Below are 21447 nucleotides of genomic sequence, written 5' to 3'. Positions count from 1 at the left end.
GCGGTTCCTGGAAACGGGTGTGACGCTGCTTACTTGGCCGGTTCCGCGGCTGGTGCGGCGGCGCCATCAGCGGCAGCGGCCGGTGCCGGCACTTCCGGTTCCTTGAACTTGCCGCCCGACGCGTTGGCGATGTAGACGACGGCGCGCGCCACTTCCACATCGTCGAGGTCGGGATTGCCGCCTTTGGCCGGCATCGCGCGCAAGCCTTCGATCGCGTGTTTCAGGACCGTATCGTAGCCCTGGGCCAGGCGGGCCGACCAGCTGCCTGCATCGCCAAACTTCGGTGCACCGGCCACGCCGGCGCCATGACACGCCACGCAGGTGGCCGTGTACACGGCTTCGCCGCTTTGCAGCACTTTCGGACCGCTGGCATCCTTGAAGGTAAAGCCGGCATTGGCCACTGGGCTCAAGCGCTCGGCGATGGCTTCCGGCGACTGGCTGTCCGTACCGGCGCCCGTCAGTTTTTGCGCCGTGACGAACTGCACCAGCAGGATGATGCCGATGACGGTGATGAGGAAGAAGCCAGCTACGGCGGCAAGCAATTGTTTAGGCGTTTTGATCGCTGATTGTTGTTCGTTATGTGCGTCGCTCATGATGTCCTTAGTCCAGATTTGAAACTGATGGCCGTGTAAGGTAGCATTTTTACATGCTTGGATGTAAACCTTTATGAAACCCACAATTATAGGCACAAAAATTGAGCAGTGACATGCAATTGCCAGCGATACGACAGTTTCCGTAGACGTAGGTAAAGAAAAACGGTATCCTTCGCATCACTTCAAAAATTCCCCCTACGCGGCTGTAGCTCAGTGGATAGAGTATTGGCCTCCGAAGCCAAGGGTCGTGGGTTCGATCCCCGCCAGCCGCACCAGACAAATCAAGACTTGCCGTTTCTTTCGCTAGCATTGTGCGCATTGCCGTGCGTGATAGTTAGGGCTGCGCCTGCCGCTGCGCAGCCACCCGTCTCAGCCACTAGCCTTACTTCAGCAATTTCAGCAACGCCTGCGCCGCCGCCTCCGATGAGGCCGGATTCTGACCGGTGATCAAGATGCCGTCCGTCAGCACATATGGCGCCCAGTCCGCGCCCTTCGAGTAGATGCCGCCGTTTTCCTTGAGCATGTCTTCCACCAGGAAGGGCACGACTTTCGTCAAGCCCACGGCGTCTTCTTCTGTATTCGTGAAACCCGTCACCTGCTTGCCCTTCACGAGAGGCTGGCCATCGCCGCCTTTGACGTGGCGCAAGACGCCGGGGGCGTGGCAGACGGCGGCGACGGGCTTGCCGGCTGCCTGCAGCGCTGCGATGAGGGCGATCGAGTCCCTGTCTTCGGCCAGGTCCCACAGGGGGCCGTGGCCGCCCGGATAGAACACGGCGTCATAGTCGGCCGCTTGCACGCTGGACAGCAGGACGGTGGAAGCGAGCGCGGCTTGGGCGGCCGGGTCGGCCTTGAAGCGGGCCGTGGCGGCCGTCTGCGATTCGGGGGCGTCGCTCTTCGGGTCCAGCGGCGGCTGGCCGCCCTTGGGCGAAGCCAGGGTCAGGTGCGCGCCCGCGTCTTTCAGCACATAGTACGGGGCGGCGAATTCTTCCAGCCAGAAGCCGGTCTTGTGGCCCGTGTCGCCCAGCTGGTCGTGCGAGGTCAATACCATTAAAACGTTCATGCGAACTCCTGTGCAAGCGGTGGGGGGAGTGTTACGCCATCAGCTTAGTCCTGTTCGCACTTTCATGCTGCACGCCAGTGCTGCCTGTTTTTTTGTGCACGTCTGTGATGAAAACGCCCGCGACGCCCCTGCCGTTGTCCGTTTGCAACCTCCAAAGTCCTCCTGCCGCCGATATCAAAATTGATATCGAAACAGTGGAAAAATTGATTGGAGAGATTATCGCCCAGCCCCTAAGATAAACGCCGAGCATGCGAACGACATGCAAGCAGTGCAAAAATATCAATACAATATCTGGAGATTCATGATGCGCAACGCCACCGGTCCGCTCGCGGCCACTTCCCCTCGTCCATTCACCTTGAAGGCAGCCGTTGCGGCATTGGCCGGTATTGGCTTGCTGAGCACGGCTTCGGTATGGGCGCAGGAGGCGGTGGTGGCCGATGCCAGTGCAGAGCCTGCTGCAGAAGTGTCGGTCGTGACCGTCAGCGGCGTGCGCCGCTCGGCGCAAAATTCGCAGCAGATCAAGATGCGCTCGGACCAGGTCATCGATTCCATCGTGGCCGACGACATCGGCAAATTCCCTGATAACAATGTTGCCGAAACCCTGGCGCGCATTTCCGGCATCCAGATCCGCCGCGATTCGGGCGAGGCCAGCGCCGTCATGATCCGCGGCTTGCGCGACGTCACGACCCTGCTCAATGGCCGCGAACTGTTCACCACCACGGGCCGCTACGTCAACCTGGCCGACATTCCCGCCACCATGCTGCAGCGCGTGGACGTGTACAAATCGCAGGGCGCGGACCAGGTCGAAGGTGGCGTGGCCGGCATCATCGACGTGCGCACGAATCGCCCGTTCGACTTCAAGGAGTTTACGGCCAGCGTGAATACGCGCGCCGTCTACAGCGACAAATCGAAAGCCACCGACCCGAACATCAGCGGCATGGTGGCCAACCGCTGGAAGACGGGCATCGGCGAAGTGGGCGCGCTGCTGGGCTTGTCGCAGCAGCAGCACCGTTACCACGAAGAACGCGCATTCAATACGGCGCCCGTGGATAAAAGTTTCCTGTTGCCCGGTTTGACGGGGCCGGACCAGGTGGGTTTGCTGCCGATCAAGGGCGACCGCCGCCGCACGACCGCCAATGCCGTGCTGCAATGGCGTCCGAACGCCGACGTCGAGCTGTACGCGGAGGGCATGGCCACGCGCTTCCTGCTCGATGCGGAGTCCGATTACTTCGTCGGCTTGCCATGGTGGGGCACGCCCGTGTCCGCCACCAAAATTCCCGGCACCAACCAGCTGCAAACCCTCACCTCGACCAACGTGAACACCATCATGTCGACGCAGGCGAACAAGAACGAGACGAAGACGCACCAGTTTGCCGTCGGCGGTTTGTGGGATATCAACTCGGAATGGCGTTTCACGTCGGAGGTGGCCAGCACCAGAAGCACCTTCAAATGGCGCAATCCCATCCTCGACGCCATCACGCAAGTGCCGAACGCCACCATCAATACCAACCAGAACGGCACCTTGCACGTCGATTACACGGGCATCGACTTGCAAGACCCGTCGAATTACTATTTGAAGGGCTTCTTCGACCGCTATGGCCAGGATCAGGGCAGCTCGAACGATGTGCGCGCCGACCTGGCCTACACGCCGAGTGCCGGCGGCATCTTCAAGGAAATCAGCGTCGGCTTGCGCGGCGTCAAGCGCGAAGCCGAATCGATCAAAAGCTATGAAGGCAATGCGGAAGCACCGGACGTGTCCGCCGCCGCATTTCCATTCAGCCGCCAGGGCGTGACGTCGATTCCAGGCCTCAATTGCTTGTCGGAATCGATGTCCAGCGGCGGACCCGACTACGGCTTGAAGCAGTGGTACACGCCATGCGCCAGTTTCTTGCTCAATAACACGGGCACCGTGCGCCAAGCCGTCACGGGCAGCAGCGCGGCGCGCGCCATGGACCCGGGTTCGTTCTTCAAGGACACGGAAAAGACGTATTCCATCTACACCAAGGCAAAGGTCGCCTTCAAGCTGGCTGACTATCCCGTCGACGGCACCCTGGGCGTGCGCGTCGTGCGCACGGAGCAAAGCTTGCAGGGCAACAGCTCGCAGGACGGCGTCTACACGCCCGTCATCAGCGACACGTCCAGCACCGATGTGCTGCCGAGCGTGGCCCTGAAAATCAAGCTGCGCGCCGACCTGGTCGGCCGCTTTGCGGCGGGCCGCACCATCAGCCGTCCCGGCTTTGCCCAGCTGAATCCGGGCGTGGCCCTCGTCAACTCGACGGAAACGGTGAAGGCGACGGGCGCGGGCGGCAATCCGAATTTGAAACCGGTCGTGGGCGACAATGTCGACGCGGCACTGGAATGGTATTTCGCACCGGCCGGTTCCGTCACCGCCACCGTGTTCCACCACAAGTTCGATGGGTATATCCAGCAGCGCATTTCCAGCGAAACCATTGCCGGCAAGACGTATGACGTGGACCGCCCGTACAACACGGCGGCCGGCAAGCTGCAAGGCCTGGAAATCGGCTACCAGCAATTCTATGACGGCTTGCCCGGCATCTTGAGCGGCCTGGGCTTGCAAGCGAACGGCACTTACATGAGCGGCACCACCGACGACGAGACGGGCAGCCATGCGATCACGGGCGTGTCGCGCTACGCCTACAACCTGGTGCTGCTGTACGAAAAGGACGCCTGGTCGGGCCGCCTGGCCTACAACTGGCGCTCGAAATTCATCGACAGCTACAACCAGGGCGGCCCCGGCCTGGACTTGAAGGTGGCGCCGACGGCCCAGCTCGACGGTTCGCTGTCGTACAAGATCAACGAGCAGTTCACCGTGACCCTCGATGGGAATAACTTGCTCGACACCAAGTTCAAGGATTACTGGAACGAACCGGGCGTGTATGCGCGCGATACGCGGCGCTATGACCGGACAGTTGGTCTCTCTTTACGCTGGAAAATGTAAGCCGAGCATCACGCAGTAGTCAGATCAAGGGCGTTGCCATGGTTTCGGCCGGCAACGCCCCTGTCAGTTGGACAGTCACGCACGATTCATCATAAAAAGAATGGACGGAAAGCATGGAGACGCAAAAATTATCCACCGTTGAAAAGGTCGGCTTCGGCGCCGGCGACATGGCGCTCAATGTCGTCATTTCGTCAATGATGTTGATCATCACCTTTTTCTATACCGATATCTATGGCTTGAAAACCACGGACCTGGCCCTGCTGTTCGTGGCCGTGAAAGTCATCGGCGCCATCGCCGACCTCGTCATGGGCCAGATCACGGACCGCTACAGCTTTGCCTCGGGCCGCTACCGTCCGTATCTGCTGTGGCTGGCCGTGCCGTATGGCGTCAGCGTCTTCTTTGTCTTCAGCACGCCCGAGTGGCAGTACGACGCCAAGCTGATCTGGGCATATTCCACATATATCCTGATGACGATCATGACGGCTGGCGTGGGCATCCCGTATATTTCCCTGATCAGCGGCTTGACCAGCGACCCGCAGGACCGCCTGTCGGCCAACGGCTACCGTTTGTTCTTCGCCAAGATCGGCGCCTTCATGGTGACCATCGTCGTGCCGGTCCTGTCGCAGCGCTGGGGCGGCGGCAACCCGGCCGTCGGCTACCAGGCAGCCATGGCCGTGATGGCCGTCATGGGCGTGGCCCTGTTCCTGTTCTGCTATTTCTCCACCACCGAGCGGGTCGTGCACGTAGTGGAAAAGCAACCGCTGCTGGCGCAATTGAAAGTGCTGCTGCAGAACGACCAGTGGCTGGTGCTGTGCGGCGTGTGCGTCACGGGCACCATCGGCTACGTGGTGCGCGGTTCCGTCGCCATCTATTACGCGAAATACTATCTGGGCGGCAGCACGGAAACGGTGGCCGCCTTTTTGACCACGGGCGTGGTGGCCGCCATCCTGGCCATGATCGCCTCGACCTGGATCACCAAGTTCTATTGCAAGGTGAAACTGTTCCGCTACACGCAGATCGGCGTCGCGCTGATCAGCCTGGCGATCTATTTCTTCGTAAAACCGAGCGATACCGTGCTGGCTTTCGCCCTGTATTTCCTGCTGTCCTTCGTGGTGGACTTGCATGCGCCCGTGTTCTGGTCGGCCATCGCGGAAACCATCGACTATGGACAGGTGAAGACGGGCAAGCGCGTTTCCGGCTTCGCCTTTGGCGGCATTTCCGTCTGCCAGAAGGCGGGCATGGCGGTGGCGGGCGGCCTGGTGGGCGTGCTGCTCGCGTATTTCGACTACCAGCCCAACCATGAGCAAACGCAATTCGCCCTGAACGGCATCGCCCTGATGCTGTCGATCATCCCCGGCTTTTTCCACTTGCTGATGGGCTTGCTGATGTTCAAGTACCGTATCAGCGATGCGTACTACAGCGGCGTCAAGTCGGAAATGCACAAACGCGGTTTTGTCGCCGCGTAAGAATAACTGAATGGAGTAAGCAACATGGCAGACGTCTTGAAACCGCTGATCGAACAACGGGCCGACCCGCATATCTACCGTCACAGCGACGGCTATTATTACTTTACGGCCTCCGTGCCCCAGTACGACCGCATCGAACTGCGCCGCGCCGACAGCATCGCCGGGCTGGCCGACGCGCCCACGGTCGACGTGTGGCACAAGCCGGACACGGGTCCGTACAGCGAACTGGTGTGGGCGCCGGAATTGCACTTCAACCAGGGCGCCTGGTATGTGTATTTCGCCGCCGCGCCGAGCCGCGAAATCAAGCATAAGCTGTTCCAGCACCGCATGTATGCGATCCGCAATACGAATGCCAACCCCCTGGAAGGCGAGTGGGAATTCATGGGCCAGATCGATACGGGCATCGACACCTTTTGCCTGGACGCCACCACGTTCGAGCACGACGGTGTGCTGTACTACCTGTGGGCACAGAAAGATGTGGCCATCGAAGGCAATTCGAACCTGTATATCGCGCCGATGGCCACGCCATGGCAGCTGGCCGGCCCGCCCGTGATGCTGAGCAAGCCGGAATTCGACTGGGAAATCCGCGGCTTCTGGGTCAACGAGGGGCCGTCCGTGTTGAAACGCAATGGCAAGATCTTCATCAGCTATTCGGCCAGCGCCACCGATGAAAATTATGCGATGGGCTTGCTGTGGGCCGATGCGTCAGCCGATTTGCTCGACCCGTTCTCGTGGAGCAAGTCGCCCGAGCCCGTGTTTGCCACCTGCTACGAGCACGGCATCTACGGCCCCGGCCACAACAGCTTCACGACGGCCGACGATGGCGACGGCGTATTGCTGGTGTACCATGCCCGCACCTACACGGAAATCGTCGGCGACCCGCTGTGGAACCCGGATCGCCACACGTTCGTCAAACCGCTGCGCTGGGATGCGCAAGGCATGCCCGTGTTTGGCCGCTCATCGACCCTGTAAAACCTGGACCCGACGCCATGACCCCAGTTGATTCTGTTTCAGTGACGCAAGCGCCGTTCGGCATCCTGCCCGGTGGCCAGCACGTCAGCGTGTTTACCCTGACGAACCGCCAGGGCATGCAAGTCAAAGTGCTCGACTTTGGCGCCATCATCAGCGAAGTCCACGTGCCGGACCGCGACGGCACGTTGGCCGACGTGGTGCTCGGTTTCGAGCGCCTCGAACCCTATCTGGCCAATGGCGCTTTCCTGGGCGCCGTCATCGGCCGCTTCGGCAACCGCATTGCCGAGGGACGTTTCAGCCTCGACGGCAAGGATTACCAGCTGGCCGTCAACAATGCACCGAATCACTTGCATGGCGGCAACCAGGGCTTTCACCAGGTCATGTGGCAGGCCGAGCCGTTCACGCGGGACTATGCCGCCGGCGTCACGTTCACGCGCAGCAGCCCGCACGGCGAAGATGGCTATCCGGGCAAGCTGGACGTGACCGTCGTGTACGAACTGGACAACGACAACGCCCTGAGCCTGCGCTACCACGCCGTGACGGACCAGGCCACGCCCGTCAACTTGACGAATCACAGCTATTTCAATCTGGCGGGGCAGGGCGATATCCTCGGCCACGAGGTGACGATCAATGCGGATCGCTACCTGCCCGTGGACGCGGGTTCGATTCCCACGGGCGAACTGGCGGACGTGTCCGGCACGCCGTTCGACTTGCGCCAGAGCACCGTCATCGGCCACAGCATAGCCTTGCCGCACGAACAGCTCCGCATCGGCCGTGGCTACGATCACAACTTTGTGCTGAATCAACAGCCCGGTCAGCTGCTCAGCCTGGCCGCCACCGTGCGCGATCCGCAATCGGGCAGGATGATGCAGGTGTACACGCAGGAGCCCGGCGTCCAGTTTTATTCCGGCAATTTCCTCGACGGCAGCCAGCCCGGCAAGCTGCGCGCCAACAGCTACCGCAGCGCGCTATGCCTGGAAACCCAGCATTTCCCGGATTCGCCGAACCAGTCCCACTTCCCGAACAGCATCTTGCGTCCGGGCGAGGAGTATCGGACGCACACCGTGTACCGCTTTTCCGCCGGGTAAGTACCCCTGCGAAAACAGCCCACGCCCTGCCGCCACGCGCCCGCAGGGCGTTTTCATTACGGCATGCTGATACCGTTTTCGGTATCGGAACGCATTAAAAATTGATTGGAAAGGCATGGCAGGATTCTTTAGTATTCCAACATCGCTGCCCGGGCCGACGACATTAGATCCGGCATAGCACAACCAGGAGAATGGCATGTCTGAGACAAAAAAGAAGGTTGCCCTGCGCTCTGCCGAGTGGTTCGGCTCGCAGGACAAGAACGGCTTCATGTACCGCAGCTGGATGAAAAACCAGGGCATACCTGACCACGAGTTTCACGGCAAGCCCATCATCGGCATCTGCAATACCTGGTCCGAACTGACTCCCTGCAACGCCCATTTCCGCCAGCTGGCCGAGCACGTCAAGCGCGGCATCCTGGAAGCGGGCGGTTTCCCCGTGGAATTCCCCGTCTTCTCGAACGGCGAATCGAATCTGCGCCCGACGGCCATGCTGACGCGCAACCTGGCTTCGATGGACGTGGAAGAATCGATCCGCGGCAACCCGATGGACGCCGTCGTGCTGCTGGTCGGCTGCGACAAGACGACGCCGGCGCTGCTGATGGGCGCGGCCAGCGTCGACATCCCCACCATCGTCGTCAGCGGCGGACCCATGCTGAACGGCAAGTTGAATGGCAAGGATATCGGTTCCGGCACCGCCGTATGGCAGTTGCACGAGCAGATGAAGGCCGGTTCCATCACCCTGCACCAGTTCATGTCGGCCGAATCGGGCATGTCGCGCTCGGCCGGTACCTGCAACACCATGGGTACGGCCTCGACGATGGCCAGCATGGCTGAAGCGCTGGGCACGTCGCTGCCGCACAACGCCGCCATCCCCGCCGTCGATTCGCGCCGCTACGTGCTGGCCCACATGTCGGGCATCCGCATCGTGGAAATGGTGCACGAAGACCTGCGCCTGTCGAAAGTGCTGACGCGCGAGGCATTTGAAAACGCCATCAAGGTCAACGCCGCCATCGGCGGTTCGACCAATGCCGTGATCCACCTGAAGGCGATTGCCGGCCGCATCGGCGTGCCGCTGGAACTGGAAGACTGGACCCGTGTAGGGCGCGGCACGCCGACCATCGTCGACTTGCTGCCGTCGGGCCGTTTCCTGATGGAAGAGTTTTACTATGCGGGCGGCTTGCCTGCCGTCATACGCCGCCTGGGCGAAGGCGACTTGCTGCCGTACAAGAATGCCTTGACCGTCAACGGCAAGTCGATCTGGGACAACTGCGTCGAAGCGCCGATCTACAACGATGAAGTGGTGCGCACGCTGGACAACCCCTTGCTGGCCGATGGCGGCATCTGCGTCTTGCGCGGCAACCTGGCGCCGCGCGGCGCCGTGTTGAAACCGTCTGCCGCTTCGCCGCATTTGATGCAGCACCGGGGCAAGGCCGTCGTGTTCGAGGATTTCGAACACTATAAATCGCGCATCCTTGATCCGGATCTGGACGTCGATGCCGATTCCGTGCTGGTGATGAAGAATTGCGGCCCGAAAGGCTATCCGGGCATGGCGGAAGTGGGCAACATGGGCTTGCCGCCGAAACTGCTGGCGCAAGGCATCACGGACATGGTGCGCATCTCGGATGCGCGCATGAGCGGCACGGCCTACGGCACAGTCGTGCTGCACGTGGCGCCGGAAGCGATGGCGGGCGGCCCGCTGGGCATCGTGCGCGACGGCGACATGATCGCCCTCGATTGCCACAACGGCAGCCTGAACATCGACATCAGCGACGGGGAAATCGCCGAACGCCTGGCGGCCCGCGAACTGGGCAGCGCGCCCGGTCCGAAGAGCGGTTACCAGCAGCTGTACATCGAACACGTGTTGCAGGCCGACGAAGGCTGCGATTTCGACTTCCTGGTCGGCAATCGCGGTTCCGCCGTGCCGCGCCACTCACACTAAGCGGAGAATTCCATGCTGTTGCTGCAATTTACGAATGAACATGGCGGCCGCCTCGTCGGCCTGCTGCAAGACGACGTGATCCGCGTCATCGAAGGCTACAACACGACATATGCGCTGGCGCAAGACGCCATCCGCAAGCGTATCAATCTGGCGGACCTGGTGAACGCCACCGTCGGCAACGCCACGCATTCCTATGCGGACGTGGCCGCTGCCGGACGCGTGCTGCCGCCGCTCGATCACGCCGATGAAGCGCACTGCTACGTGACGGGCACGGGCCTGACCCATCTGGGCAGCGCCGGCGCGCGCGACGCCATGCACAAGAAGATCGGCGGCGACGCCGAGTCGCTGAGCGACTCGATGAAAATGTTCCGCCTGGGCGTGGAAGGCGGCAAGCCAGCCGCTGGCACGGCCGGTGCCCAGCCGGAATGGTTCTATAAAGGCGACGGCTCCATCGTGCGCGCGGGCGGGCAGCCGCTGCGCATGCCGGACTTTGCCCTCGATGGCGGCGAGGAGCCGGAAATCGCCGGCCTGTACGTGATCGGCGACGACGGCCAGCCCTACCGGGTCGGCTACGCCATCGGCAATGAATTCTCGGACCACGTGACGGAGCGCCAGAACTATCTGTACCTGGCCCACTCGAAGCTGCGCGCCTGCAGCGTGGGCCCGGCCCTGCTGGTGGGCGAATTGCCCGCGCACATAGCCGGTACTTCGCGCGTGCTGGACGCGGCCGGCAAGGTGCGCTGGGAAAAGGCCTTCGTCAGCGGCGAAGAGAATATGTCGCACACGATTGCCAACCTGGAACACCATCACTTCAAGTATCCGCTGTTCAAGCGCCCAGGCGACGTGCACGTGCATTTCTTTGGCACGGCCACCCTGAGCTTTGCCGATGGCGTGAGCGTGGCGCCGGGCGAAACCTTTGAAATCGAAGCGCCGGCCTTTGGCCCTGCCTTGCGCAACCGCCTCGACGTCTTCCCAACCGAATTTGCGAAAGTGAGCACATTATGAGCTTGAATATCACCGGTGATGCATGGATCGGCGGCGTGGCCGTCAAGGGCAATGGCGGTTCCTTCGAAGCGTGGGACCCGGCCGCGCGCGCCCACATCGCGCCCGCCTTCCACATGGTTGACGTAGCGCAAATCGACGAAGCGTGCCGTCTGGCGCAAGCCGCGTTCGACCCGTTCCGCGCCACCACGGATGCGGAGCGCGCCGACTTCCTGGACACCATCGCCGCGCAAATCGGCGAACTGGGCGACGACTTGATCGTGCGCGCCATGACGGAAAGCGGCTTGCCGCGCGTGCGCCTGGAAGGCGAACGCGGCCGCACGGTGGGCCAGTTGAAACTGTTCGCCGGCTTGCTGCGCGAAGGTTCCTGGACGGATGCGCGCATCGACAGCCCGCTGCCGGACCGCGTGCCGCCCCGTCCTGACTTGCGCTTGCGCATGATCGGCCTGGGCCCCGTCGCCGTGTTTGCGGCCAGTAATTTCCCGCTGGCCTTTTCCGTGGCGGGCGGCGATACGGCCTCGGCCCTGGCGGCCGGCTGCCCCGTCGTCCTGAAAGCCCATTCGGCCCATCCGGGCACGTCGGAACTGGTGGCGCGCGCCATCGTGAAAGCGATTGCCATCTGCAAGCTGCCGGCCGGCGTCTTCGCCTTGCTGACGGGCACGGGCAATGGCATCGGCCAGGCGTTGGTCGCCCATCCGGCCATCCAGGCCGTCGGTTTCACGGGTTCGCGTTCGGGCGGCATCGCCCTGATGAAGGTGGCGGCCGAGCGTCCGCAACCGATTCCTGTCTATGCGGAGATGAGCAGCATCAACCCCGTGTTTGTGCTGCCGCAAGCCTTGGCCGCCCGTGGCGCGGCGATCGCCAGCGGTTTTGCCGCCTCGCTGACGATGGGCGTGGGCCAGTTCTGCACCAATCCCGGCCTCGTGCTGGGCCTGGAAGGCGCAGATTTCACGGCCTTTGCCGCCGCTGCCGCCGAAGCGCTGGCGCCCGCGCCGGCCGCCACCATGTTGACGGCCGGCATCGCCAGCAGCTATGCCAAGGGCGTCGCCGCCCTGGCGCAGCACGCGGATGTGACGCCGCTGGTGCAAAACACGGGAGAAGAGGGCAAGGGCGCCGCCGCCCTGTTCGTCACGTCGGGCGAGGCTTTCCTGGCCAAACACGACTTGCGCGACGAAGTCTTCGGCCCCGCCTCGCTGCTGGTGGCTTGCCGCGACATGGAACAATTGCTGGCGATTACGGAAAGCCTGGAAGGCCAGCTGACGGCCACCCTGCAGATGGATGCGGGCGACCTGGCGGACGCGCGCCGCTTGCTGCCCGTGCTGGAACGCCGCGTGGGCCGCATCCTGGCCAACGGTTTCCCCACGGGCGTGGAAGTGTCGACGGCCATGGTGCACGGCGGCCCGTTCCCGGCCACGTCGGACGGCCGCAGCACCTCCGTCGGCACGGCGGCCATCAACCGCTTCCTGCGTCCCGTGTCCTACCAGAACCTGCTGCAGGACTTGCTGCCGGAGTCGCTGCGCGACGATAATCCGCTGGGGATCTGGCGCCGCAAGGATGGCGTTCTCGGCAGGGAGTAAAAAGCTGCTGCGCGGCGGGGCCGATGGCCTTGCCGCGCCAGCTTGCGTTGCACGTTGTACATAAAAAATAAACAGGTGGAGACAAGATGAAGCAATTGGCGAAATATGGCAGCTTGCAGGGCAAGCGCGTGTTCATCACGGGTGGCGGCAGCGGCATCGGCGAATCCCTGGTGGCGGAGTTTGCCGCCCAGGGCGCCGTGGTGGCGTTTGTCGATATCGCCGTGGAAGCGAGCGAGGCCCTGTGCCGCCGCCTGGCCGAAGCGGGCTGGACGGCGCCCGTGTTCCGCCATTGCGACATCACGGATATTGCCTCTCTGCAAGCCGTCATGGCCGAACTGGCCGATCAATTGGGCGATTTCGATATCCTCGTCAACAATGCCGCCAACGACCAGCGCCACCAGGCGCAGGATGTCACCCTGGAATACTGGAACGAGCGTATTGCGATCAATCAACGTCCCATGTTCTTTACGTGCCAGGCCGTCTTCGAGGGCATGAAGCGCCAGGGCGGCGGCTCCATCATCAACGTCAGCTCGATTTCGTGGCACATGAAGTCGGGCGGCTACCCCGTGTATGCCACCACCAAGGCGGCCGTCGTGGGCCTCACGCGGGGCCTGGCGCGCGATTACGGCGCGCACAATATCCGCGTCAACACGGTCACGCCCGGCTGGGTCATGACGCAGCGCCAGATCGACCTGTGGGTCGACGAGGCAGCGGAAGTGGAAATCAAGAAAAGCCAATGCTTGCCAAGCAAGCTGATGCCACAGGACATCGCCGCCATGGTGCTGTTCCTTGCCTCCGATGACGGCGCGATGTGCTCCTCCCAAGAATTCATCGTCGACGCCGGCTGGGTCTGACAAAACGTCCAGGGCGTTGTTGCCTTGCCTAGCCGTACTTTCGTACTGTCTTCGGCAAGGCGCCTAGCCCTGGGCGTTTTGTCGGCCGCGTGCCTTCCCGCCTTACCCCATTCGTGTATGCCTCCCACTCCGTAGCAGGAGAGGCATCGCCACATCCATTGCCGGGTCGATCCCGGCCCTTGCTTTTCACTTAAAAACAGGAGACAGCATGAAATGTATCAACACCAGCATCGTGGCCCTCAGCCTGGCCATGGCCGTCGGCAGCGCCTTTGCCGCGCCCGTCAGCGTCACCATCGACGTGGCCAAGCCCGGTTCCGTGATCAATAAAAACATCTACGGCCAGTTCGCCGAACACCTGGGCACGGGCATCTACGAAGGCATGTGGGTGGGGCCGGATTCGTCCATTCCGAACACCAAAGGCTGGCGCAATGACGTGCTGGGCGCGCTGAAACAGTTGCACGTGCCCCTGGTGCGCTGGCCGGGCGGCTGCTTTGCCGATGAATACCACTGGAAGGATGGCATCGGCGCGCGCGCCCAGCGTCCGACCAAGGTCAACACCAACTGGGGCGGGGTGGAAGAGTCGAACGCCGTCGGCACGCACGAATTCTTCGACCTGGCCGAGTTGCTGGGCGCACAGACCTATATCAACGGCAACCTCGGTTCCGGTACGCCGCAGGAAATGTCCGAATGGCTGGAATACATGACGTCGGACAGCAAGTCCACCCTGGCCGAGCTGCGCCGCAAGAATGGCCGCGCGCAGCCGTATAAAGTCGATTACTTTGGCATCGGCAATGAAGCCTGGGGTTGCGGCGGCAATATGCGCCCGCAGTACTACGCCGATCTGTACAAGCACTATCACACCTTCATGAAGACGCCGGAAAGCGCGCGCCCGAAATTCATCGCCAGCGGCGGCAATGACGACGACATCAGCTGGTCCAGCACCCTGAGCCGCGAAATCAAGCCGAACATGATGGACGCCATCAGTTTCCACTACTACACGGTACCGACGGGCGTGTGGGAAAAGAAGGGCGCGGCCACGGGTTTTGGCGAAAATGAGTGGATTTCCACCTTGAGCCGTACCCTGCGCATCGATAGCTTGATCAAGAACAATCTCGCCGCCATCGACAAGAACGATCCCTCGAAAAAGACGGGCTTGTACGTCGATGAATGGGGCACCTGGTACGACGTGGAGCCGGGCACCAACACGGGTTTCCTGTTCCAGCAAAACAGCTTGCGCGACGCCCTCGTCGCCGCCTTGAATTTCAACATCTTCCACGCCCATGCAGACCGGGTGCGCATGACGAATATCGCGCAAATGGTCAACGTGCTGCAGGCGATGATCATCACGGACAAGGATAAATATTTCCTCACGCCCACGTATCACGCGTTTGAAATGTACGTGCCGTTCCAGGATGCCACGGCCTTGCCGGTCGCCATCAATGGCAATGGCAAGTACAGCCTGGGCAAGGTCAGCATTCCTGAAGTCAGCGCCTCGGCCGCGCGCGCCAAGGATGGCAAGGTGTACTTGTCCTTGGTCAACACGAATCCGCACAAGGCCGTCGACGTGAGCGTGGCGCTGGCGGGGCAAAAAGTGACAGCCGTGACTGGCCGCGTGCTGACCGCAGGCAAGATGGATGCCGTTAACAGCTTTGCGCAACCGCAAGCCGTGCAGCCCGTGGCGTTCACTGCCAAGGCGCAGGGCGGCAAGCTGACCGTGTCGGTGCCCGCCAAGGCCGTCGTCGTGGTGGCGGTCGACTAGCCTGCCCCCCTTGTCATTCATCAAGCCGGCCCGCATGATGGGCCGGCTGACCATTTTGGAGAAGACGATGCACATGTTGACGCGCGGCGCGGCCGCCATCCTGAGCACCCTGGCGATCATGGCTGCCGCGCACGCGGCCCAGGTCAGCGTGCACGACCCCGTGATGGCCAAGGAAGGAGACACCTATTATCTGTACAGCACGGGCCCCGGCATCACGTTCTACAGCTCGACAAACATGGTCGACTGGCAGCCGGAAGGGCGCGTTTTTGCGGGCCAGCCGACCTGGGCCAGGACGGCCGCGCCATCGTTTGACGACCATATCTGGGCGCCCGACGTGCAATTTCATGATGGAAAATATTACCTGTACTACTCGGTGTCCGGCTTCGGCAAGAACACGTCCGGCATCGGCGTGACCGTCAACACCACCTTGAATCCCCGTTCGCCCGATTACCGCTGGGTGGACCAGGGCATGCTGCTGCAATCCGTGCCCGAGCGCGACGAGTGGAACGCCATCGATTCGAACATCATCACGGACAAGCACGGCACGCCGTGGATGTCCTTCGGCTCGTTCTGGAACGGCATCAAGCTGGTGAAATTGACGCCCGACTGGACCCGTATTGCGGAACCGCAAGAGTGGCACTCGTTGGCGCGCCGCGCACCGCTGCCGCCAAGGGCCGGCGAATTCAAGCCCGCACCCGAGGAAATTGAAGCGCCGTTCATCTTCCAGCGCGGCAATGAGTATTTCCTGTTTGTTTCCTGGGGCTTGTGCTGCCAGAAGGAAAAAAGCACGTATCACCTGGCCGTGGGCCGCTCGACCAGCGTGACGGGCCCTTACCTGGACAGGGATGGCCGCGACATGGCGCAGGGCGGCGGCACGGTGCTACTGAAAGGCGACAAGGATTGGCAAGGCCTGGGCCACAACAGCGCCTACACGTTTGACGGCAAGGATTACCTGGTGCTGCACGCGTATGAAACGGCGGACAATTACTTGCAGAAGCTCAAGATCCTGCCCATGACGTGGGACAAGGACGGCTGGCCGCAAGTCGATCCCCGCGACTTGAACCGCTATCGCAGCCGCCAGTTGCCGGCCGCCAAACCGTAAGGACGCATCGTGAAAAGAACCGTGTTGACGCTGGCGCTGGCCGCCGGCGGCCTGGCCACGCCTGTCCTGCAGGCAGCGGAGCTGTTTCCCCTCTCGTCCGTGCGCCTGGGAGCGGGACCGTTCCTCGATGCGCAGACGACGGACTTGCACTACCTGCTGGCCTTCGAGCCGGATAAATTGCTGGCGCCGTTCCGCCGCGAGGCGGGCTTGCCGCAGGTGCAGCCCAGCTATGGCAACTGGGAATCGACGGGCCTGGATGGCCACCTGGGCGGGCATTATCTGTCCGCGCTGGCGCTGATGGTGGCGTCCACGGGCGATGCGCAGGCGCGCGAACGGCTCGACTACATGCTGGCGGAGCTGAAAAAATGCCAGGACGCCAATGGCAACGGCTACCTGGGTGGCATTCCCGACGGCAGCGCCGCCTGGCAAGCCATCGCCAAGGGAGACATGCAGGCCGACACCTTTTCCGTCAATGGGCGCTGGGTGCCGTGGTACAACCTGCACAAGGTGTTTGCCGGCTTGCGCGACGCGTATCAGCAGGCGGGCAGCGAGCAAGCAAAAACCATGCTGATCGCCTTGTCGGACTGGGCCGTGAAACTGTCGGCCTCGCTCACGGATGCGCAGATGCAAGCGATGCTGCGCGCCGAGCACGGCGGCATGAATGAAGTGCTGGCCGACGTTTACGCCATGACGGGCGAGCAGCGCTACCTGGACCTGGCCGTGCGCTTTTCGCACCAGGCCATATTGCAACCGTTGGTGGCGCAACAGGACAAATTGACGGGCTTGCATGCGAATACGCAAATCCCGAAGGTGATCGGCTTCGAGCGCATCGGTGCATTGACGGGCCGGCGCGACTGGCAGCAGGCGGCGCAATTCTTTTGGCAAACCGTGCACGACAAGCGCACGGTGGCCATCGGCGGCAACAGCGTCAAGGAACATTTCCACGACGAGCACGATTTTTCCTCGATGGTGGAAGAGGTCGAAGGGCCGGAAACGTGCAATACCTACAATATGCTCAAGCTGACGGAACAGCTGTTCCAGCGCGACGAACAGGTGCGCTACGCGGATTACTACGAGCGCGCCCTGTACAACCACATTTTGTCGTCGCAGCGCCCCGGCACGGGCGGCTTTGTCTACTTTACGCCCATGCGGCCGAACCATTACCGCGTGTATTCTCAAGTGGACAAGGGCATGTGGTGCTGCGTGGGTTCCGGCATCGAAAGCCAGGCCAAGTATGGCGAGTTCATCTACGCCCATGAGGGCGACGCGCTGTACGTGAACCTGTTCATGGCGTCCACCCTGGACTGGAAAGAGCAGGGCGTCAAGATTATTCAGAGCACGCAGTTTCCTGACCGGGACACGACGCGCATCACGGTGCAAGGAAGTAAAACGTTCAGCCTGAAGATCCGCTACCCGCAGTGGGTAGCCAAGGGCAAGCTGCGCGTCAAACTCAACGGCAAGGCGCTGCGCGTGAATAGCGTGCCGGGCGAGTACGTGACCATCGCGCGCGCCTGGAAGTCGGGCGACAGCGTCGATGTCGTGCTGCCGATGACGACGCGCCTGGAACAGATGCCGGACCAGTCGAATTATTACGCCGTGCTGCATGGTCCCATCGTGCTGGCCGCCAAGACGCAGCCGTTCGCCCATGAACAACTGAACTATTTTGCCGACGACACGCGCATGGGGCATATCGCCCAGGGGCAAGTGTGTCCGCTGGAATCGTCACCGCTGTTCGTCAGCGACGAGCAGGATTTCATGCGCAAGATCAAACCCGTGAAGGGCCAGCCGCTGACGTTTACGGCGCCCGGCTTGATCCAGGGCAAGGATGCGGCCACCTTGCGGCTGATTCCCTTCTTCCGCCTGCATGACTCTCGCTACATGCTGTACTGGCCCGTATCCACGCCGGCCAGGCTGGCGCAGTTGCAGGAAAGCACGCGCCAGGCGGAATCCGAGCGTCTGGCGCTCGACGCGCTCACCATCGACCAGGTGGCGCCGGGACAGCAGCAGCCGGAGTCCGACCACAACTTTCAGGCGGAAGGGGGAGAAAACGGCGCCAACAAGGGCCGGCACTGGCGCCATGCGACGGGCTGGTTCAGCTATGTACTGAGCGACCCGCAAGCCGAAGCGAAAACCCTGCGACTGCCCCTGTCCACACTCGATGCGGGCCGCGTATTTGACGTCTTGCTCAACGGCACGAAACTGCAAACGGTCGCCGTGGCGGCCGATGCGCCGCAAGAGCTGCACACGCTCGATATCGCCATTCCCCAGGCCCTGGTGGCGGCTGGCAACGGCAAACTCAGCGTGAAATTTGTCGCCGGCAAGGATTCCGTGGCGGGCGGCCTGTACGGGCTGCGCCTGTTGCGCTGAGGGAAGAAGGACCCGGCTCGTTCTACCGATACGCAAATCGGTATCGCAAGCGAAAAAGAATTGATTGGATGGCTATGTTGCTTTCTCCTACCATGGGTTCATAAAAAACCGCCCATCCGGCATCCGGCTGTGATGGTATTCCAAAAAAAACTGGAGACAAGAATGACATTGACACGCCGCACACTCCTCGCCAGCGCCATGCTGCTGGCCGCTTCTGCCACCACCTTGGCTACTTCTTCCGCCTTCGCCGCCAAGCCCCTCGTCATGGGCTTTTCGCAGGTGGGCGCCGAAAGCGAATGGCGCACCGCCAATACCGTCTCCATCAAGGATGCCGCCAAGAAAGATGGCGTCACCCTGAAATTTGCCGATGCCCAGCAAAAGCAGGAAAACCAGGTCAAGGCGCTGCGTTCGTTCATCGCGCAAAAAGTCGACGTGATCGCCTTCTCGCCCGTCGTCGAATCGGGTTGGGATACCGTCTTGCGCGAAGCCAAGGCCGCCAAGATCCCCGTCATCTTGACGGACCGCGCCGTCAACGTGGCCGACAAATCGCTGTACGTCACCTTCATCGGTTCCGACTTCGTGGAAGAGGGCCGCCGCGCGGGGCAATGGCTGCTCGAACATGCCAAGAAAACGCCGGATGCGACGCTGAACATCGTCGAACTGCAGGGCACGGTCGGCTCCGCGCCGGCCATCGACCGCAAGGCGGGCTTCCTGGAAGTGGTGGGCAAGAATCCGAAGATGAAGATCATCCGTTCGCAAACGGGCGACTTTACGCGCGCCAAGGGCAAGGAAGTGATGGAAGCGTTCCTCAAGGCCGAAGGCAAGAAGATCAACGTGCTGTATGCGCACAATGACGACATGGCCATCGGCGCCATCCAGGCCATCGAAGAAGCGGGCATGAAACCGGGCAAGGACATCATCATCATCTCCATCGATGGCGTCAAAGGCGCGTTCGAGGCCATGATCGCCGGCAAGCTGAACGTGACCGTCGAATGCAGCCCGCTGCTGGGCCCGCAATTGATGTCCATCGCCCGCGACGTGGTGGCCGGCAAGCCGGTGCCAGCGCGCATCACGACGGTGGAAGGCGTGTTCCCTGCCGAGGTGGCCGCCAAGGAATTCCCGAACCGTAAATACTAAGCTTGCCGCATGATGAAGACGCAAGCGCATCACACTGCCGCGCCAGCTCCCTTGCTGGAGTTGCGCGGCATCAGCAAGTCCTTTCCCGGCGTCAAAGCCCTCAGCGATGTTGCCCTGCGCCTGTATCCGGGCGAAGTGCACACCCTGATGGGGCAAAACGGCGCGGGGAAGTCGACCCTGATCAAGGTGCTGACGGGCGTCTATACGCCCGACAGCGGCCAGATTTTGCTCGATGGCCAGCCCATCGCCCCCGCCTCCACATCGGATGCGCAGTTGCTGGGCATCAGCACGGTGTACCAGGAAGTCAATCTGTGCCCGAACCTGTCGGTGGCGGAAAACATTTTTATCGGCCGCTATCCGCGCCGCTTCGGCGGCCGCTTTGGCCCTATCGACTGGCGTTCCATGCAGCAACAGGCGCGGGCCTTGCTGCAGCAATTGCAGATCGATATCGATGTCACGGCGCAACTGTTCAGCTTTCCGCTGGCCATCCAGCAAATGGTGGCCATTTCGCGCGCGCTGAACATTTCGGCCCGCGTGCTGATCCTCGACGAACCCACGTCCAGCCTGGACGAGGCGGAAGTCAATCTGCTGTTTTCCGTGCTGCGCCGCCTGCGCGAGCAGGGCATGGCGATACTTTTCGTGACCCACTTTCTCGACCAGACCTACGCCATTTCCGACCGCATCACCGTCATGCGCAACGGCGAGCGCGAAGGGGAATACGCGTGCAGCGAACTGTCGCGCCTGGCGCTGGTGAACAAGATGATCGGCGTGGCGGCCGACACGCAGGCGCAAGAGCTTGATCTGGCGCAAGAAGCGGGCGCCGCCAGTTTCGGTCCCGCCGTGCTGGAAGCGACGGGACTGGGCCGCAAGGGCGCCTTGCTGCCCATGGATTTCCACATTCGCCAGGGTGAATTGCTGGGCCTGGCCGGCTTGCTCGGCTCGGGCCGCACGGAACTGGCGCGCCTGCTGTTCGGCGCCGACAAGGCCGATTCCGGCAGCATCACCATGCAAGGCAAGCCGCGCCAGTTTCACGTGCCGCGCGACGCGATTGCCCGGGACATCGGTTTTTGCTCGGAAGACCGCAAGCACGAGGGCGCGATCCTGTCGCTGTCCGTGCGCGAAAACATCATCCTGGCCTTGCAGGCCCGCACGGGCTTGCTGCGCGCCATTCCGTTCAAACGCCAGCAGGCGCTGGCCGACGAATATGTGAAAGCGCTGGGCATCAAGACGGCCAGCATCGAGACGCCCATCGGCAGCCTGTCGGGCGGCAATCAACAGAAGGCCTTGCTGGCGCGCTGGCTGGTGACGTCGCCGGCCATGCTGATTTTAGACGAGCCGACGCGCGGCATCGACGTGCGCGCCAAGCAGGAAATCATGAGCTATGTAAGCAAGCTGTGCCGCAAGGGCATGGCGATTCTGTTCATTTCGTCCGAATTGCCGGAAGTGCTGCGCTGCAGCGACCGCATTCTCGTCATGCGCGACCGCAAGGCCTGCGGCGACTATGCGCGTGGCGAGCTGGACGACAGTTCCGTGCTGCAAGTGATCGCCGGAGACGTCACATGAGTTTATCCA

The 21447-nt window shown here is 62.1% G+C and carries 15 protein-coding genes and 1 tRNA gene; 14 read left to right on the top strand and 2 right to left on the bottom strand.

Going from position 1 to position 21447, the window contains the following annotated elements; genetic code table 11:
- Nucleotides 1-29: 29 nt before the first annotated feature.
- Nucleotides 30-593, bottom strand: coding sequence for a c-type cytochrome (locus O0881_RS18785; RefSeq protein WP_099665866.1), 564 nt, complete (start codon nt 591-593; stop codon nt 30-32).
- Nucleotides 594-792: 199 nt separating this feature from the next.
- On the opposite strand from O0881_RS18785, the gene O0881_RS18780 reads away from it, so the two are divergent.
- Nucleotides 793-868 (top strand) — tRNA-Arg (locus O0881_RS18780).
- Nucleotides 869-975: 107 nt separating this feature from the next.
- On the opposite strand, the gene O0881_RS18775 is transcribed toward O0881_RS18780, so the two are convergent.
- Nucleotides 976-1653, bottom strand: coding sequence for a type 1 glutamine amidotransferase domain-containing protein (locus tag O0881_RS18775; RefSeq protein WP_289912502.1), 678 nt, complete (start codon nt 1651-1653; stop codon nt 976-978).
- A 301-nt stretch (nt 1654-1954) separates the two neighbouring features.
- On the opposite strand from O0881_RS18775, the gene O0881_RS18770 reads away from it, so the two are divergent.
- The 13 genes from O0881_RS18770 to O0881_RS18710 all read left to right on the top strand — a co-directional run bounded on the left by O0881_RS18770 (nt 1955) and on the right by O0881_RS18710 (nt 21438).
- On the top strand, nt 1955-4612 hold the full coding sequence (locus O0881_RS18770; protein ID WP_289912500.1) for a TonB-dependent receptor: 2658 nt from the start codon (nt 1955-1957) through the stop codon (nt 4610-4612).
- A gap of 113 nt (nt 4613-4725) precedes the next feature.
- Nucleotides 4726-6078, top strand: coding sequence for an MFS transporter (locus tag O0881_RS18765; protein WP_289905915.1), 1353 nt, complete (start codon nt 4726-4728; stop codon nt 6076-6078).
- Between the two features lie 24 nt (nt 6079-6102).
- A complete protein-coding gene (locus tag O0881_RS18760) occupies nt 6103-7050 on the top strand; it encodes a glycoside hydrolase family 43 protein (protein WP_289912499.1) in 948 nt (315 codons plus the stop codon).
- 17 nt (nt 7051-7067) lie between these two features.
- On the top strand, nt 7068-8138 hold the full coding sequence (locus tag O0881_RS18755) for an aldose epimerase family protein (protein WP_289912498.1): 1071 nt from the start codon (nt 7068-7070) through the stop codon (nt 8136-8138).
- Nucleotides 8139-8334: 196 nt separating this feature from the next.
- The gene (locus O0881_RS18750) at nt 8335-10077 is read left to right on the top strand and encodes an IlvD/Edd family dehydratase (protein ID WP_289912497.1); all 1743 of its coding nucleotides are present in this window, start codon (nt 8335-8337) and stop codon (nt 10075-10077) included.
- 12 nt (nt 10078-10089) lie between these two features.
- Nucleotides 10090-11082, top strand: a complete 993-nt coding sequence (gene araD1, locus O0881_RS18745) for an AraD1 family protein (protein ID WP_289912496.1) — start codon at nt 10090-10092, stop codon at nt 11080-11082.
- Nucleotides 11083-11084: 2 nt separating this feature from the next.
- Nucleotides 11085-12656: an aldehyde dehydrogenase (NADP(+)) gene (locus O0881_RS18740; RefSeq protein ID WP_289912654.1), complete on the top strand. Its 1572-nt coding sequence runs from the start codon at nt 11085-11087 to the stop codon at nt 12654-12656.
- Nucleotides 12657-12742: 86 nt separating this feature from the next.
- Complete coding sequence (locus O0881_RS18735) at nt 12743-13510, top strand: SDR family oxidoreductase (protein WP_289912495.1); 768 nt, start codon at nt 12743-12745, stop codon at nt 13508-13510.
- Nucleotides 13511-13718: 208 nt separating this feature from the next.
- The gene (locus tag O0881_RS18730; RefSeq protein ID WP_289912494.1) at nt 13719-15269 is read left to right on the top strand and encodes an alpha-L-arabinofuranosidase C-terminal domain-containing protein; all 1551 of its coding nucleotides are present in this window, start codon (nt 13719-13721) and stop codon (nt 15267-15269) included.
- Between the two features lie 67 nt (nt 15270-15336).
- Nucleotides 15337-16371, top strand: coding sequence for an arabinan endo-1,5-alpha-L-arabinosidase (locus O0881_RS18725; protein WP_289912493.1), 1035 nt, complete (start codon nt 15337-15339; stop codon nt 16369-16371).
- A gap of 9 nt (nt 16372-16380) precedes the next feature.
- Nucleotides 16381-18738 (top strand): glycoside hydrolase family 127 protein, encoded by a 2358-nt coding sequence (locus O0881_RS18720; RefSeq protein ID WP_289912492.1) that lies wholly within the window; start codon nt 16381-16383, stop codon nt 18736-18738.
- A gap of 162 nt (nt 18739-18900) precedes the next feature.
- A complete protein-coding gene (locus O0881_RS18715) occupies nt 18901-19875 on the top strand; it encodes an ABC transporter substrate-binding protein (RefSeq protein WP_077398584.1) in 975 nt (324 codons plus the stop codon).
- 9 nt (nt 19876-19884) lie between these two features.
- On the top strand, nt 19885-21438 hold the full coding sequence (locus O0881_RS18710; protein WP_289912491.1) for a sugar ABC transporter ATP-binding protein: 1554 nt from the start codon (nt 19885-19887) through the stop codon (nt 21436-21438).
- Nucleotides 21439-21447: the final 9 nt, after the last annotated feature.

Source organism: Janthinobacterium sp. SUN100 (assembly GCF_030397705.1).
In the GTDB taxonomy this organism is placed as follows: Bacteria; Pseudomonadota; Gammaproteobacteria; order Burkholderiales; family Burkholderiaceae_D; genus Janthinobacterium; species Janthinobacterium kumbetense.
The sequence above is the reverse complement of the archived record's forward strand: the minus strand, read 5'-3'. Positions and strand labels throughout refer to the sequence as shown.